The 16,409-nt window shown below is 60.7% G+C and carries 11 protein-coding genes and 3 pseudogenes; 7 read left to right on the top strand and 7 right to left on the bottom strand.

The window, feature by feature from the left end; translation table 11 throughout:
• Positions 1-12 precede the first annotated feature (12 nt).
• From FFS08_RS00080 to FFS08_RS00055, 6 genes are all read left to right on the top strand, one after another.
• Positions 13-1,014, top strand: a complete 1,002-nt coding sequence (locus tag FFS08_RS00080) for a 3-oxoacyl-[acyl-carrier-protein] synthase III C-terminal domain-containing protein (RefSeq protein ID WP_137861137.1) — start codon at positions 13-15, stop codon at positions 1,012-1,014.
• Positions 1,011-1,991, top strand: coding sequence for an NAD-dependent epimerase/dehydratase family protein (locus FFS08_RS00075; RefSeq protein WP_171012412.1), 981 nt, complete (start codon positions 1,011-1,013; stop codon positions 1,989-1,991). The genes FFS08_RS00080 and FFS08_RS00075 overlap by 4 nt, the downstream gene beginning before the upstream one ends.
• Positions 1,984-2,820 (top strand): MBL fold metallo-hydrolase, encoded by an 837-nt coding sequence (locus FFS08_RS00070; RefSeq protein WP_137861139.1) that lies wholly within the window; start codon positions 1,984-1,986, stop codon positions 2,818-2,820. The genes FFS08_RS00075 and FFS08_RS00070 overlap by 8 nt, the downstream gene beginning before the upstream one ends.
• Before the next feature lie 200 nt (positions 2,821-3,020).
• Positions 3,021-3,950 carry an ATP-grasp domain-containing protein gene (locus FFS08_RS00065; RefSeq protein ID WP_137861140.1) on the top strand — a complete coding sequence of 310 codons (930 nt, stop codon included), beginning with the start codon at positions 3,021-3,023 and terminating at the stop codon, positions 3,948-3,950.
• Positions 3,947-5,074, top strand: a complete 1,128-nt coding sequence (locus FFS08_RS00060) for a GNAT family N-acetyltransferase (RefSeq protein WP_171015305.1) — start codon at positions 3,947-3,949, stop codon at positions 5,072-5,074. The genes FFS08_RS00065 and FFS08_RS00060 overlap by 4 nt, the downstream gene beginning before the upstream one ends.
• Positions 5,075-5,088: 14 nt before the next feature.
• On the top strand, positions 5,089-6,072 hold the full coding sequence (locus FFS08_RS00055) for a Rieske 2Fe-2S domain-containing protein (RefSeq protein WP_171012411.1): 984 nt from the start codon (positions 5,089-5,091) through the stop codon (positions 6,070-6,072).
• On the opposite strand, the gene FFS08_RS24165 is transcribed toward FFS08_RS00055, so the two are convergent.
• Together FFS08_RS24165 and FFS08_RS00050 are read right to left on the bottom strand one after the other, a co-directional pair.
• Positions 6,063-6,194 (bottom strand): hypothetical protein, encoded by a 132-nt coding sequence (locus FFS08_RS24165; RefSeq protein ID WP_275427233.1) that lies wholly within the window; start codon positions 6,192-6,194, stop codon positions 6,063-6,065. The two genes, FFS08_RS00055 and FFS08_RS24165, sit on opposite strands and share 10 nt — an antisense overlap.
• 378 nt (positions 6,195-6,572) lie before the next feature.
• Positions 6,573-6,761, bottom strand: a complete 189-nt coding sequence (locus FFS08_RS00050) for a hypothetical protein (RefSeq protein WP_137861143.1) — start codon at positions 6,759-6,761, stop codon at positions 6,573-6,575.
• 274 nt (positions 6,762-7,035) lie between these two features.
• Here FFS08_RS00050 and FFS08_RS23925 point away from each other — a divergent pair.
• Positions 7,036-7,866 (top strand): annotated as a pseudogene (locus FFS08_RS23925) (plasmid partitioning protein RepB C-terminal domain-containing protein).
• An 835-nt stretch (positions 7,867-8,701) separates the two neighbouring features.
• Here the strand turns inward: FFS08_RS23925 and FFS08_RS00035 are convergent.
• The 5 genes and pseudogenes from FFS08_RS00035 to FFS08_RS00005 all read right to left on the bottom strand — a co-directional run.
• Positions 8,702-9,478: an SIR2 family protein gene (locus tag FFS08_RS00035; RefSeq protein ID WP_137861145.1), complete on the bottom strand. Its 777-nt coding sequence runs from the start codon at positions 9,476-9,478 to the stop codon at positions 8,702-8,704.
• A 762-nt stretch (positions 9,479-10,240) separates the two neighbouring features.
• On the bottom strand, positions 10,241-12,694 hold the full coding sequence (locus FFS08_RS00025; RefSeq protein WP_137861147.1) for a hypothetical protein: 2,454 nt from the start codon (positions 12,692-12,694) through the stop codon (positions 10,241-10,243).
• Between the two features lie 447 nt (positions 12,695-13,141).
• Positions 13,142-13,446: pseudogene (locus FFS08_RS00020) on the bottom strand (transposase); the annotation flags it as partial.
• Between the two features lie 241 nt (positions 13,447-13,687).
• A pseudogene (locus FFS08_RS00010) lies at positions 13,688-14,000 on the bottom strand (transposase); the annotation flags it as partial.
• A gap of 487 nt (positions 14,001-14,487) precedes the next feature.
• Positions 14,488-16,409: RHS repeat-associated core domain-containing protein (locus tag FFS08_RS00005; RefSeq protein ID WP_137861148.1), on the bottom strand; the 1,922-nt coding region annotated here is incomplete at its 5' end.

Genomic DNA, 16,409 nt, shown 5'->3' with positions numbered 1-16,409 from the left:
CAGTATATTTGCATGAACGCGATTCGCGGCTTCGGATTTCGCCTCGCCGGCAGTGGCGCTGCCCTGCCCCGAACCGCTGTCCCATCCTCGGAAATCGACGCGCGGATCGGCCAAGCTCCGGGCTGGACCGAGGCCCATTTCGGGATCGCGAACCGCTATTGGGCGCGCGACGGCGAAACCAGTTCCTCGCTCGGTGCGGCGGCGGGATCGGCCGCGTTGGCAGCGGCGAATTGGGAGCCCGGCGACCTCGACGTGATCCTCTCGGCATGCGGCGTGATGGAGCAGCCGATCCCGGGAAACGCACCCCTGATCCAGCGGCGGCTAGGCATCGGCTCCAGCGGCATTACTGCATTCGATATTAACGCCACCTGCCTCTCGTTCCTTGTCGCGCTCGACACGCTGCTGACCGGAATGGCGGTGGGCAAATGGCGCCGCGGTCTGATCGTGTCTGTGGACATCGCCTCCGCCGCCCTAGATTTCGGCTCGCCCGAAGCATCGGTGATCTTCGGGGACGGTGCGGCGGCGGTGGCGATCGAAGCGGATGGCCTCAGCCGCCTACTCGCGTGCCGGCTCGCGACCTTCGGCGACGGTGCGGAATTGTGCCGGCTGGAATCGGGCGGCACACGGATGCGACCCACCGAGGATCTCGATGTGTTCCTGGAGGCCGCGAAGTTCCGGATGGACGGCTCTGCCCTGTTCGCGGCGACAGCTAAGCGCTTCCCGCGTTTCCTGCGCGACCTGCTTGCCGAGAGCGACGTCGCCGCGGACGAGCTCGGCACGATCGTGCCGCACCAGGCAAGCGCAGCCGCCATCGAGCATCTCAAGCGAGCGGTGCCTGGCGGCCATGCCAAGACGATCGATATCTTCCGCGATCATGGCAACCAGATCGCTGCGGGCATGCCGCATGCGCTCCACGTCGCACATGGGCGCGAGCAACTCGCGCCCGGCAGCCACAGCCTGCTGATCGGCACGTCGGCGGGCGTCTCGCTGGGCGGTGCGGTGATCCGGTGGTGATCCGCCTCGCGCTCGTGACCGGGGCGACCGGCGGGCTGGGACGCGAACTAGTCGACCAGTTGCTCGCCCGTGGATATCGCGTGCGCGCTACCGGACGCGATGCGGCCATCGGCGCGCGACTGAAGACGGAGTTCGTTCCGGCTGATCTCACCACCGATCCGCTGGCCCCGCTGGTTGCCGGCGTCGATATGGTGTTCCACCTCGCCGCCTTGTCCTCGCCCTGGGGATCGCGCGCCGCTTTCAAGGCGATCAACGTCACCGCGACCGAACGGCTGTTGGCTTCGGCGCGCGCAGCGGGATGCTGTGGGATGGTCTATGCATCGACGCCGTCGATCTATGCCGCGCCGCGCGCGCGCATCGGATTGACCGAGGACAGCCCGGTGGGCTCGCGCTTCGCCAATGCCTATGCCGCGACCAAATATGCCGCCGAGCGGCTGACCCTCGAGGCGGATACGCCGGGATTTCGTACCGTCGCGATCCGGCCGCGGGCGATTGTGGGTCCGAACGACACTGTCCTCCTGCCGCGAATCCTGCGCGCGGCGGGGCGCGGACGCTTTCCGCTGCCCGGTGGCGGAGAAGCGCTGATCGAACCGACCGACGTGCGCGATGCCGCGGCTGCGTTCGTCGCCGCCGACCGGCATTTGGCAGTGGCAGGCGGACAGGCGATCAACATATCCGGCGGCGATCCGCGACCGGTCCGCGAATTGCTTGGCAAGCTATTCGGCCGCATCGGGGAAACGCCCCGCTTCGTCGCGGTGCCGACGGGTCTTGCCATGACGCTGGCAGGCGCAATGGAGCAGGTCGCAGCATTGTTGCCCGGCCGACCCGAGCCGCCGGTTACGCGCTACGGCGTAATGACCTTCGCCTTCTCGCAGACGATGCGGCTCGACCGCGCGCGCGATCTGCTCGATTGGGTACCGCGCCACCGTGTCGAAGCGATGATCGCCCATGCCCTGCCGGAGCGGATCGATGCGTGAAGTTGCCGTCAGTCTGATCCGCGCCGGGCATTGCGTCCATCCTCAACGCGCGACGATCCGCGATGGCAGCTGGCGGCCGACGATCTTCCCTGCCCTGTCGGTGCTGCTCGTCCATCCCGTCGAAGGCCCGATCCTGTTCGACACCGGCTACGACCCGGCGTTCTTCGCCGCGACCGGGCCCTTTCCCGAACGCTTCTATCGCTGGCTGACCCCGGCAACGCTTCCGCCGGGCGCCGACGTCGCCAGCCAATTGCAGCGGCATGGCTTTGCACCCGACGATATCCGCCACCTTATCTTGTCCCATTTCCATGCCGACCATATCGCTGGGACGCACGCCTTTCCGAAGGCAGCGATCCATTGCGCACGCGCCGGGCTCGACGCGACATGCTCGAGCGGCCGGATCAGGGCGCTGCTCGGCGGCGTGTTGCCGGCTCTGCTCCCGGCCGACATCGCGGCGCGTGCGCGCTTTTTCGAGGAAGCGCCGCGCGTTCCCCTGCCCGGCGCGCTCCATCCCTTTACGGAAGGCGCCGACATTATCGGCGACGGGAGCCTCCTCGCCGTCGAGCTGCCCGGCCACTGCCCCGGTCATTGGGGGATGGTCGTCACCGACGACCGGCACGGCGAGCATTTCCTGGTCGCCGATGCCGCCTGGTCCAGCGACGCGATCCGCCGCAACATGCCACCGCCACGGCTGACCAGCGGGCTACTCGGCCATGCCGGCCGGGTCGAGCAGACACTGGCGAGACTGCACGCGCTGTGGCGCCGCAATCCGGAAATCCGGCTTACTCCGGCGCACTGCCCCGAACGCGCCGCCGAAGCCGAGGCGTGAGCACGGTCCTCATTACCGGCGCGCGGGCGCCGGTCGCGGTCGATCTGGCACGATCCTTCGCGGCTGCCGGATACGAGGTTCATATCGCGGATTCGGTGACCGGATGGGCGGCCCGATCCTCCCGCGCCGTTGCCACGACACATCTGCTGCCATCGCCGCGAGCCGATTTCCCAGGGTTTGCCCGCGCCCTGCAGGACCTGATGCGCCGGCTCGATCCGGTAGCGATCATCCCCACCTGCGAGGAAATATTCTACCTTGCTGCGGCTGGCCTGGGAGACAAAGTGCTCGCGCCACCGCTCGCCATGCTCCGCACGCTGCATTCGAAGGTGGCCTTCGCAAGCCATGCCCGCGCGCTCGGCCTTGCCGCGCCCGATACCTGGCGGATCGAGACGCGGGCGGCGCTCGATGCCTTGCCGGTAGCGCCGCAGGATCTGGTGCTCAAGCCCGAATTCTCGCGTTTCGCGACGCGGACGCTGATCCGTCCGACGCGCGCGCAATACGCCACCATCGATCCCACGCCCGAGTACGCCTGGGCGGCGCAACGCTTCGTTGTGGGCGAGGAATTGTGCCTGTGGTCGTTCGTGCGTGCCGGCCGGCTAGTCGCCTCGGTCGTATATCGGCCGACTTGGCGCCACGGCAGGGCCGCCGCCTATGCGTTCGAGGCCGTCGATTGCCCGGCCGCGACCGAGATCGCTCGCTCGATCGCTGCCGCGGACACCCTCACCGGGCATCTCTCATTCGACCTGATCGTCACGCCCGACGGCATGATCGTGCCGATCGAGTGCAATCCGCGCGCGGTCAGCGGACTGCACCTGTTCGACGCTCGGCCCGAGCTCGCCCGCGCGATGCTCGGCGGAGGCGAGGCGCATCCGGCCGGGGGCCTGCGTTATCTCGGCCCCGCAATGTTGCTGCTGGGCTTGCCCACGGCGCTCGGGAGCGGCCGACTTGGCGCACTGGCCCGCGATATCGGGCGCGGGCACGACGCGGTCGGGCGCCCGGGCGATCGCCGCCCGGTCCTTGGCGCGCTGCTCGATGCCACACGTTTCACGGCGCAGGCGCTGGCGTCCCAGCGCAGCGCGGCCGGCGCGACCACCGCGGATATCGAATGGAACGGCGAGCTGATCGCATGATGCTGTTCGACCCGCTCGCGCCGCCGCCCGGCGCCTGGCCGGCCGCGTGCGACAGCCGCAGCTATATCGAAGGCATCGCCCGCGCGGGAGCCGCCACGTTGATCACCAATGTGAAGACGCGCTGGCTGGCGCTCCGGTCCGGCGACCGGGTCTATCCGGTGACCGTCAATGACGGCGAGCATGGCGGTAGCTATGTCTGTCTGCCTCACAGCGCCTATGTCCTCTACGCACGCGCGGAGCTCGACATCGTCGATACGGGCTGGCTACAGCCGGCGTTGCGCGCGCTGATCGCCGCCGCCGACCACCTGCTGCGCTGGGGCAAGGTCAATCGCGTCGTACATGTTGACAATTGGCTGCTGTCGACCAACCTGCATGGTGACTGGACCGGGGACGATCTCCCGGCAATCCGCACCTTCCTGGCCAAGCTCTTTCCCTCCCATGCGATTGCGATCCGCTCTATCGACAGCTGGTCCTCGCCGGCATTGCTCGATGCGGCGCGGTGCGACGGCTGGCGATTGCTCGCGAGCCGCCAGATCTGGGTTACCGCCGATCTGGAAAAGGACTGGCAACCGCGGCGCAACGCCCATCACGACGCGAGGCTGCTTCGCCGGAGCGGCTTGGTGATAGATGAGTTTGCGGACATGTGCGCGGCGGATGCCGAGCGGATCGCAGAACTCTACCATCTGCTCTATGTCGGCAAATACTCGCCGCTCAATCCTGTCTTTTCCGCTGCCTGGGTGCTGATGACCTGGCGTGACGGCACGCTGCGCTATCGCGGTGTCCGCAATGCCGACGGGACCTTGCTCGCCGTGGCGGGATCGCTGGTGCGCGGGAACGTGCTGACTCCACCGGTCGTCGGTTACGATACCGTCCGGCCTCGGGCCGAGGGCCTGTACCGGATCGCGACCCTGTTGTTCACAACGATGGCGCAGGAGCGCGGGGCCCGGCTCAACGGCTCGGCCGGGGCGGCGCAGTTCAAGCGAAATCGCGGCGCGACCGGTGTGATCGAATACATGGCCGTCGCGGCCGATCATCTGCCCTGGCGGCGGCGTGCCGTGCTGGGCCTAATGGCGACCGTGCTCGATCGGCTGGCGGTTCCGATGATGAAGAGGCGAAGACTATGAGCGGAGCATGGCCGGTGGCTATCGCGCAAGGCTGGCATCCTCTGGCGGCGCTCGATGTGCTGGGCAGCAAGCCGATCGCGCGGCGCCTGATGGGAACTCCGATCCTGCTGTTCCTCAGCCAGGGCAAGCCGGTCGCGATGCTCGACCGCTGCCCGCATCGCGCACTCAGGCTTTCCGACGGCTACGTGCGCGGCGGCGCGATTGCCTGCCCCTACCATGGCTGGCGCTTCGGTGCGGATGGACGCTGCGTCGAGGTGCCTGGGGCCGACGAGATACCACCGGTCGCCGTGCGGGTGCTACCGGTCGAGGTGCGCGCGGGGCTCGTCTGGAGCTGCCTGGCGGAGGTGCAGCCGCCTTTCCCGCGCCTGCCCGCCCTGCTCGACGATCCGACGCTCGATCATTTCCGCTGGGTCTTGGAATCCAGCCGGATGCGATTGCTCGACGGGATCGAGAACATGCTCGACGCCTCGCATCCGCATTATGTCCATCCCTGGTTCCTGCGCGGCACCGGCAAGCGCCGGGCGATGCGCGTGGAGGTGTCGCTTGGCCCCGAGGGCGCCGAGGCGGTCTATCATGAGAATGCCAGGGCCGGCGGCTTCATGCCGCGGCTGCTCGAAGGCAAGCGGACAGTTTCGATCGGGCGCTATTTCCCGCCGACGATCGGCCAGCTCGAGTTTCGTACCGAGCGCGGCCTGAGCGTGTCGCTGACCGCGATCTTCGTGCCGGAGGACAAGGATCTTGTCCGCCCTTATGCTTTGTTCACAACGCGCAAGGGCATCACCCCGGCCTGGCTCAAGCGCTGGGCGCTCAAGGTCGTCAATTTGCCGCTGCTGCGCCAGGACCAGCGGGTGCTGGCCGACCAAGTCGATGCGCTGGAGGATTGGGGAACGGTCGATTTCGCGATCGGGCCCGCCGACCTGATCGGACCGACCGTGTGGCGGCTGGCCAATGGCAGGCCCCAGTCGATCGAGCGGCGCGAGACTGTCCTCTACCTCTGATGCCATTCGCGGCGGACACGGCGCAGCTTGCGGTCGAAGTCGATCGCTAGTTCACGCGAAACGGCGATGGCAGGCCGGACGACGCCGACAGGTTCGAACAGGGCATCCAGCGATGCGATCACGCGCCCGTCGCTCTCCGGTGGCAACGCAGGCGCGGGCTAGGCGGCGACGCGATCCGGCGCCATCTGCACGATGCGGAAATCGGTGACCAGAGGTGTCACCAAGCCACTCTCACCGGCGGCCAGCCACTCGCACGACATCCTCGGCGAGGTGCAGCGTGCCGTGCGGGCAGCTGACGCCGAACAGGCCTTCGGTCGCCATGTAGATCTCGCGAACCCGCCACAGGTCGCCGCCTCGATGGCCACGCGGCCCAGGGAATCTAGCACTTCGGCGCCCCTGAACAAGTGCTGCGCGGCAAGCCGCCCGCTTTCGGCCAGCCGGCGCATTACCTTGGGCGGCGCCACGATCGTATCGGGCACGAATGCGGCGAGCGCATCGGCTCAGGCGTCGACCCCAAGCCTCAGAGCCAAGAAGCGCAGGCTGATCCTCCGCCCGCGTTCGGCAGAGCGATAGAGCGTCGAATAGCCCGACAGGGCAAGCGCGACCCGATGGTGCCGCAACAGCACGTCAGGCAGGGCCTTGGCGAGGGCAGTGCCCAGCCAAACGAAACGCTCGGCATCGCTGATCACGCAATAGGCGCGGGTGCCGCTGGTCCCAGTACTCTGGCCTACCGATGGCGGCGCACGCGATCCTCTTCCGAATCAAGGGCGGCACGCACTTTCTTGGCAGTGATGCCGGGACGATTATAAGCGGCGAAATTCGCGGTCATGCCGCTGATCACTCGCCGGTCGTGGACCCGGGCGCCTTCGCGAAGCTTGTTCGGAAGTAGCGGACGAAGCCGATCAAACTACTCCCCACTCAACCGTAGCTCCCCCAAATAAGGTCCTCGAGGTTCCGCTCGGAATGATCCTACCCCTTCGCCCCATGACGACCCGGATCACCGGCTCGCGCCGTTACGCAAGGATCGCTACCTCTATCAAGGAAATCGGCATCATCGAGCCGCTCGCAGTGACCACGCCCAACGGACGCGGACAGCGCATGCTGCTCGACGGCCATCTCCGCCTACACGCACTCAAAGAGCAGCCGGCGGAAACCGCGCCCTGCATCGTGGAGGACGACGACGAGGCCTTCACCTACAACAAGCGCGTGAATCGGCTCGCGACGGTCCAGGAGCATTACATGATCGCCCGCGCGCTAGACCGCGGCGTGCCGGCCAAGATGATTGCAGCCGCGCTGGGTATCGACGAAAAGCTGGTCCTGCGGCGCCGCAACCTGCTTGACAGGATTGCCCCTGAGGTCGTCGAAATCCTAAAGGAGAAGCCCGTCAATCCCCAAATATTCGACATCCTACGCAAACTTAAGCCACACAAGCAGTTCGCCGCGGTCGAGATGATGGCCTAGATGAACAACTTCACTGCCAGCTATGCTAGGGCGATCATGGCGGCCGCCCGGCAGGATGACCTTGCGAAGCCAGATAGGGCCAAGAAGGTCGCGGGCGTGACTCCGGAACAGATGGCACGGATGGAACGCGAGCTGGAATCGCTCAATCACGACTTTCGTGCACGCGAGGCGACCTTCGGTGACGATGTCCTCCAGCTCGTCCTCGCCTCGCGATACCTGCAGCGTCTGATCGAGAACAGGAACGTCGCGGCTTACCTCGAGACTAGGCACGCGGACATCATTGCGGAATTCCGAACGATAGTGTCCGCAAGCACCTTAGATTCGGCTGCGTAATGAGGGCCGGGCTTCCGGCGTTCTAGCGAAATTGCATCGATATGAATTTGGTAAGCCGACATTGCCGAAGCGGGCCGAAAGTTGTGCTGGGAGACGGTGTGGCCTAAGTACCAGATATGGAAAAGCCCGAGACCAAGGACGGCCAGCGACGCATATCGCTTCTAGAGTTTGAGCGAGATCTCGCCCGTCGCCGTGAAAAGGCGGGGCGAATTGATTTTCCGCGAAACTCCGGCATGCGCCGCACTAAGAGCAAGAAAATATTACTCGAGATGCTCGCGAGGCTCGGCGCCACTTGGTAGCGCATCCGAAATTACGCGAACCCGCCGCGCCACAAATCCCGAATGTACGCGACGACGGCCTCCCCTTCCCCGCCCTCCACCAGTTGCTGTGCTGTGCGTCCGCCGAGCACCGGTATTGGAACTGAATGATACCAGCTTTCCGCTTGACCTTGATCGCCGGCTATAGCGCGCAGCTCGCAGAGGATTTTCGCCTCGAGAAGGTGGATCGGGTCTGTTTCGATTTCGCCCCACACTGAGCAAGGTACGCCCCTGCCCCGCCATTTGTTGATCTCAGATTGGGGATAACCATTCGCCAGCAGCCATCCGTCGATGGCTTGGCCCGGCGCTGGATCGAATGGCTTAGGAAAGCCGTATCAGGACCCGGAGGGCGGATCGATCCACCGCATAGATACCGTGCTCCTTCAACTACCGCCGGTCACGAGGCGCCGGCAAGCTGGTGGACCTTAGCGCACGCGCGCGCTCGTCCCCCTCAATCATCGTGATCGAAGAGCGCTCCTAGGGGATTGTATGGCTTCCCGGGAGGCCGAAGGTGAAAGTCACCATGCGGTGTTGCGACCCAGAAGCCTGGCCTCGCCTCCCATATATCCAGTTGGGTTAGCAGGTTCCCATCTTTTGTATCCCGCGACGATCAGGCCGAAGCGACGGCACGCGTCAACCAGCTGACGACGGAATTGCGCGTCCTGGTGGCGGAGTTCCTCACTGGTGTTCTTCAGCCGGCGCGATCGGAAATCGCCGTGAAGCTTCACCTCGATCGGCCATTGCTGTTCCGAGATGAATTCTCCCGCCAGCACGGAGCCATCTAGGGCAGCGGTATTGAGCGCAGCTGTGGTTTCAAAAGTTCGCGCACAGGCATCAGCAAGCAGATGATCGAAATTCGTCGTCCAGACGATATTGCTGTACGAAGCTCTCAAAAGCGCTGCGAGAGCGAGATGCCCCTGCGTCGGCTTCATGCCTCGAATCATGTGATCGATGTAGGATCGGCGATCCTGCTCCTGAGGATAGGTCGCCTCGAAAAGCGCAGAATACTCCTCGGGCATCCCAGGTTTTGGGAGAATGTCAGACTCCGCGACGAAGGCATCCAAGGTGGCACGGATAGCGGGACTGGAAAGGTCCGACAGCGCCTGCTTTGAGACTTTGCGCTGCGTGACATAGAGCTCACGCTTGAAGCGCCAGATCATGTCCCAAGCAGTCTGAATCCCCGCAGCGGCCGAAACGCCCGCACCCAAAAGCCACATCAACTTCGCCGGGCGCATCGAGAAGCGCCGCGCGAAGTCGTCAGGTGCAATCTCAATTACTTCGCCCACATCGCTCATTGCGATCAAAGTTAACCAACTAGGCGCTCGATGCTAGAGGGCGTAGAGATCCAGTCTGTGGAATATCCATTATGGATGTAAACGACCGGCACTTTGCAGCCCCTCGTAATGGGCCGCGCCCTTCACGGCCAGCCGCCAGCAAGCCGGTGCGGATGCAAGGCCACTGCTAAAACGAGCGGCAGGTTTCGGGCTCGTCCGTGAACCGATCGAATGACCGCTATTGGGGCGTATAGCAGACCGGCTGGTCGTGTCGAACCGGACTAGCCGCTTCTGGGCCGGAGGCGGACTGGCCGCTTTGAAACTGAAATCCCGGCGAAACAGACGTCCGAGGTTAGCACTCCAGCACCGGTTGATACATTCCCTCCTGCAACACCCGGCAGAGCCTTCAGCCTCGACGTCTGCGAGAAGAATAACGAGCCTCCCGCGCAGCTTTGTGATCCGCGTCCGTAGGGGGCGCGATCGCTTGCTCCAACTCAAGTCGCTCTCGGGCGCGTGCAACTCTCTCCGCCTTCTCCTGCTCTCGTGCGAGCCGTTTGCTCTCTCTCTTTTTCGCTTCAGCAGCCTCACGCGCGATTCGAGCTGCATGTCGCTCGGAAGCAGCAGCCTCGTCGACCGGAGCCTTAATCAGCAGTTTGTCGAGAGCAGCCTGCTTGGCCCTTGCCGCGAGCGCATTCCGCTCCTGAAATGTAGGTGGTCTATATGCCGGCATTGCCGATAATGCTCCCGTAAGAGATAAAACGCGATTAGAAACGCCGCGTGGCGCTACGACTTATTATTACTTCCAACAAACCGCCGAACCGATTCAAAAGATTTGCCCTGATCATTTATCGCCGACTGGAAATCAAAATAATTAATGTCAAAATTCGCGTCAAACCAAATGGACTCCAGATATTCAAGGAAATTTTTTGCCTTTACGAAGCGATCTTTAATTTCAAAACTTGCAGCATGTTTGAATATTATCTCGCGCCTATCTTTATCAAACACAGGGGTATCCAAGCAAATCGCATCCATAAATGAAAACGAACCGATCCAATGCCTAATGTGGTAAACACCCACCGATGTTGCCCTGAAATGGTATGAATCGACTACCTCATCATCCGTCACCGCAATTTCGCGGAAATGGGCATGGGGGGTCTCAATCAACCGATGCTCAGCCAATCGACGCAGTGCGGTTCGGATTTGAGATTCAACAAACCCCAGTCGCATCATCTCGGCGGATACGACAGTGCCAGGCACAAATCCGTCGCTGTTTTGCAGCCCCGCCGGTGATGTCAAATAACCAATCAGGAGTGATGAGAGAAAATGCTCCCTCTTATCAGCCAGACTGACATCAAAAACATTGCAGGCCACCAGCGAAGACGTGGCGTTATAGTACGCATACTCTCCCAACAACGCATGCTTCGTAAACTCGTGTATTGGGACAAGATATTTTTTATTGTCGGCCTCAATCTTTACGATTCTTTCCGACTCCACATTGGGAGATCCGCAAAAGCTTGTTATGAGCTCAAGTATAAGCCTGGTATTTCCGCCCGTGATATTCCCTAAGAAAGTCTTAATATCCGGGTTTCCACGTATCGATCTTAACATCGCCCTGAGAAACAGTTCGATATTTCCTAAATTAAGGCTTACGCCCTCTAGAGCTGCAGGGGCGACACGCCCGGCCGCCACTCGTAGGGCGAATACGATCCGCTTGCGTATAACCTCATGCGCCGGCGGTGGAGAGATGCTTAGAACCTCGTTCTTATATCCCGAAAGTGCGCCGCTCAGCTTAGAAGCATAAAATGTTGATGGTCGAAGTGCTACAAATATTAACATAGTCCGATTAGACGCGAGCTCCTGAGCAACAAGGAAAGCCTCTTGCTGCGTTTCAAAAGTACGCTGGTCTGCGTTGTCTAGGACGATCATCACCTGCCGCCCCATTCCCTTAACGAGGAAATTAAGCGATCTTTGCACGTGCATTGCTCGATCTTGAAGTAGACTCGATAGGTGCGCGATTCTGGCTTTCAAATACGCAGTTCTATCCACGTGTCTCAGCTGACCCTCGACACCTTCATCGAATTCCTCAATTTCAGGGGAATAGAGCTTCGACGCAAAATCATTGGAATCAATATTGATCCCATATTCTTCGCGCAGCACCAGAGGAACCCTACGAAGAAAATATGATTTCACGTCAGTCGCGAGTGCCGCTTCCTCTCCAAGATTGATATGAACATAGCAAGTATTTGACTTCTCATGTTCGTCTAGTTTTTGAAAAATATTTTCAAAGAATGAAGTTTTTCCAACCCCAACATCGCCTATGACGACGACGGGCCTCCCCGTTGTTGACGCAATCTCTGCGCCCTCAACTTTTACAGATCCATCCCGCACTGTTGTGTTAAGGTTGGCTGGCATTATACCATTGTCGGATACCCGCTTGTAGCGAGATGAAATCACCTCCCTACTTAGCAACGATGCCTTGTCATTGCCATATACAGAAACGTAGCACTCCTTATAGAAATCTGACTTTACTTCAGGATTGTATTCAACCTCTTCTAAAAGAACAGTCGCCAACGTACGGAGATTATCTTGGAACGGCGTTCTGTAACGATAAGCCTTCGGATCGGCCAATATTGTGGAAGCCTTCACAGGAATTCTGGGATTCTGTAGATCTGCGAGGGCTCTAACGGCTACATTCTCGTAGACCCCTTCTGGCGATAGAAAGCGCCACAGGGTGGCGAACCCAGATAGGTAGGCTTCAAATCCGTCGAAGACGAAACATTCCCCGTCCAAAGGTGAGGCTCCTTGGCCTACGCTCTGGAATATGACCATTTGGGGCCCGTTGCATACGACAGCCAGGCGAGCGCCATGTAAGGCGCAATAGGTAATAACCTGCGTACAAGCAGATTTCAGGGTCGCACACCCGTCTATGAGAGGCCTCAGCTTTCGAGCAGAACTCGGACGGGACGTCGGCAAGAAGTTGAATTTCTTCGCCTCCCGTTTTGCTTCTAGGGCGGCGCGAACAGGCCGACCCAATAGATAGTCCGCGCGCCCCCCGGCATCATCGTAGAATTCTACCTCGATCAGTGGCTTCTCCCAGCCGAGGCATTCACTCAACAATCGATCGATGAACTGGAACCGATTTTGAGCTTCATTCCAATACGAACTAGTCACCGGAAACTGCTCGATTATTCCGCGTAGAGCGCTCCGGCCTTGATGCATTTCGAATGAAGCTTGCATTGTCCCCCTCACTTAAACCGCTCTTCCCGATACACCTTGGAGTACCGAGCGACCAAATATGGGAACGATAAAGCTGTTGTGATCAGGATCAAGAGTTGGGACCGCGCTTCGGCTCAATGGCCTTCCTTCAGGTCGTGGGGCGGTAACCGTGTGAACCCGGCCGCCGAGGACATCTAACGGACGTCATTTGAGAACGGCTTCCCATCCGGCCGCTGCTCTTTAACAGCGCATCGACGAGCGTCCGCTTGGGGCGGTTCAGCAACGTCAGCGGACGACTGAATGGAGGGCGCATTCCCGTCATGCCCGCGCTGAAGTCGGAATAATTGCTTCCCACCCAACGTTGGTCTTTCGCGATCGACTTGCGAAATTCCGAAAGTCGTCATCCATGGTCCGCAGTGACCGCCTACCGTTCTAAATCATCCGCGGACCGCAGTGCGTTCTTCAACTCGCGTCGGCAACGGCATGGAGCTTGGTGTTCATGCCGCCTTTGGTGCGGCCAATCAGGCGGCCAAGGTCCCCCTTTTTACCCGCAGGCTGGATGCCGTGCGGTGCGTCTTGAGGTAGGTCGCGTCGATCATCACGGTCTTCGGCTCGGCATCCGCCGCAGCCAGCTCTTCCATCATCCGCGTAAACACGCCCCGCTCGCCCCACCGCTTCCAGCGATTGTAGAGCGTCTTGTGCGGCCCGTAGGCGCCGGGTGCGTCGCGCCAGCGCAGGCCGTTGCGGTTGACGAACACAATGCCGCTCAAGAGCTCTAAGGAGATCCGTCAGATCGGCAGTTAGACCAACCGATGCTCTCAGCCATCGGTCTAGCACACGACCTCGGGAATCCGCCGTTCGGGCATCGGGGTGAGACCGCCATCGGCCGCGGGTTCGAACGCCACCAAGACTGGATATTCACGAAGGTCAGCGAGGGCGACGAGGATCTGCCAGTCGAGATTGAGGGCGACGTCCGGAAGGAGTTTACCGGGTTCGACGGCAATCCCCAGACCATGATGCCGTGCGGTGCGCCTTCAGATGATAGGTCGTGTCGATCATCACCGTCTTGCGATCGGCGCTTGCGGAGGACAGGCCTTCCATCATTCGGGTGAAGACGCCCATCTGGCCCCAGCCCTTCCAGCGGTTGTACAGCGTCTTGTGCGGCCCATAGTCTTTCGGCGCGTCCCGCCAGCGTAGTCCGTTGCGATTGACGAAGATGATCCCGCTCAACACCCGCCGATCATCTACCCCGGCCTGCCGTGGCTCTTCGGGAATACCGCTCCAGCCGCGCCATCTGCTCGTCCGTCAGCCAGTATAGCTCGCTCACATCCGGTCTCCTTGCGGAGCCTCAATCAGATCGCGCCTCTCACATCAATGGGTCCTGACCCTAATACGCTCCCACGTATTTTGTTAATTTCGACAAAATAGCTACGAACGGCAAAATTTATTGCGTGAGCTATCCGATGATCACAGGAAAACGATCACAAACCAGAGCATTATTCCCATAGATATCGGGATTACTAGGTAAATTGATTTATTTATGAGAAATATAGCTATGTAAAATACAGAAAATCCCACGATAAAATTAAATAAAAATCCGAGAAAAATGTATACTGTCTTTCCAAAGGTACTCCCATACGATATAAGAAAGGAAGTAATATAAATAGTTGGATTCACAAATATAACCAACTTCTCAAGAAATGGTCCCATGCTTACGTCGAGTAGCAGCAACGTCATAGTAAATACATAAAATGTAGAATAGCATAGTGATAACACTACGGCCGACTTTATAGTAATTCTGTCAATCATGTCATTCACTCACACCTGGGATTGTTCGACCCCTCGTTCTTCTTTAACTGGTCAAACACAGTGTTGGGTTTGTTAAATACGGTGGAGGGATTCTTGACTCCAACGGATGCCAGGGCTGCCGAGCAAAAGCCCGCGCAGTTGTTTCCTGTTAGATTGTACGCAGGTGGGTTTCTAACCGCACTCGCGAGGTAACGATAGAGGGCAGCCGCCTGCCTATGGGTTATGGATATGGTCACGCTGCCCGCAACCGGCTGAGTGTCAACCTTGATTGACCCTTGGCAGCTTACGATACATGAAATACTTTCTTGGCCGTAGAAACCATAGCTCGGTCCGCCATTTATGGACATTCCCAGATGCCCCAGTATGGGTGGCGTGGTCTTAAAGAGATTTACGGTTACGGTTGCGCCACAAGGTTTGTTTTCTTTATTTTCTCTCGGTGTGTTCGCAGAACCTCCGCCAGTCGGTCTATCAGGATATACCGATCCCGGAGATTCGTAATCTGTACAATATTGCATCGATTGAACGTGTTCTATATGACCATTTCCATCAGAATCTTGATAGAAGGTAGTGTAGCCTGCCTGCGTCCAACAAAACCGCTGTAAGCCAGTTGGATCGGAGAAGTTCACAGGGTCACCCCCCACATAATTATACCAGTTCAGGCCATCTGCGTAACCAGTTGGGTCAGTCTGCATGAACCGCCCCAGGGTGGGCGAGTAGATGCGGGCCTTGTAGTAATACATGCCCAGTTCCGGCATCCAGGCCTGGCCGGTATATTGGAACCGCCCGATATTGCCGGCAGCCGGGATGCCGTACTCGTCATAGCTGTTGACGCCGATGACGTTGCCCGAGCCATCGGTCACCGCCACCACCGAGCCGCGCTCGTCGGTATGCAGCCAGCGCCGGTCGCTCGTGCCCGAGCCTTCGTACCACACGACCGTTTCATCCACGCCGGGGCCCGGCACATAGCGCCTGGTGATGGCCCAGCCGGAGGCGTTGATCTCGGCGGTCATCCGCCCGCCTGACCAGGCGAACCGCGTGTCGGCGCCCGTGGCGGTATTGTACGATTGCAGCAACTGCCCGCCGCCGGGCTCGTAGAGCATCGTGACGCCTGGCCCGGACACCAGCTGGTTCTCCACCGTATAACCATAGCCCGAGCTGCCCGAGCTGGTCAGGTTGCCGCGTCCGTCATAGCCAAGGCTGGTCGGGCCCGCGCTCGTGGCCTGGTTCAGCCCGTTGATCCCATAGCCGCGATCGACATTGTAATGCCCGTTCCAGGCATAGGCGTCGTTCGAGCGGGTCAGCGATGCGATCTGCCCCGCCGGATTGTAGCTGAAGCTATTGGTGAAATCATAGGCACTGCCCGCCAGATCCTGGGTGAGCGACGTAAGCCGCGACACCGCGTCATAGCCATAGCTCGTCGTCGTCCCGTTGCCGCGCGTCACGCTGGTCCGCCGGCCGAGATCGTCATAGGCATAGGTCGCGAGCACGCCCGCGCCCGAAGTTGCGCCATTCTCGCGGATCGCAGTCACCTCGCCGGTGACGTTATAGTCGTAGTCGGCATGGAAGCCGTCGCTCCAGGTGATGCGGGTCTGGCGACCGGCAAGGTCATAGGCATGGAGCGTGCCGGCGTTGTAATTCTGTTCGTTGGTCACGCGTCCGAGCGCGTCATAGGTCAGTGCGTTCACCGCGGAGCCGTCGCCGGTGGCATTGATCACCCGGCCCAGCAGGTCGTAGCTATAGGTCACGTCCCAATTGGGTGCGCTGCCCGGCGTGACCTTGCTGGTCACGCGATTGAGATTGTCATAGCCATAGGTGATCACCTGCCCGTCGCGCAGGCGGCGCGAGGTGACGTTGCTGGCCGCGTCATAGCCGAGCTGCTCATAATCGCTGCCCGAGCTGGTGCCCGAGCCGGCGGTGGTCACCGGGT

This window comes from Sphingomonas sp. 1F27F7B, assembly GCF_005503355.1.
Classification (GTDB): Bacteria; Pseudomonadota; Alphaproteobacteria; order Sphingomonadales; family Sphingomonadaceae; genus Sphingomonas.
This window is presented reverse-complemented; position numbering and strand designations above follow the sequence as displayed.

Coding starts and splice junctions, on each gene's coding strand:
- FFS08_RS00080 (WP_137861137.1), top strand. CDS start 13: ATGAACGCGATTCGCGGCTTCGGATTTCGCCTCGCCGGCAGTGGCGCT.
- FFS08_RS00070 (WP_137861139.1), top strand. CDS start 1,984: ATGCGTGAAGTTGCCGTCAGTCTGATCCGCGCCGGGCATTGCGTCCAT.
- FFS08_RS00065 (WP_137861140.1), top strand. CDS start 3,021: ATGCGCCGGCTCGATCCGGTAGCGATCATCCCCACCTGCGAGGAAATA.
- FFS08_RS00060 (WP_171015305.1), top strand. CDS start 3,947: ATGATGCTGTTCGACCCGCTCGCGCCGCCGCCCGGCGCCTGGCCGGCC.
- FFS08_RS00035 (WP_137861145.1), bottom strand. CDS start 9,478: ATGAGCGATGTGGGCGAAGTAATTGAGATTGCACCTGACGACTTCGCG.
- FFS08_RS00025 (WP_137861147.1), bottom strand. CDS start 12,694: ATGCAAGCTTCATTCGAAATGCATCAAGGCCGGAGCGCTCTACGCGGA.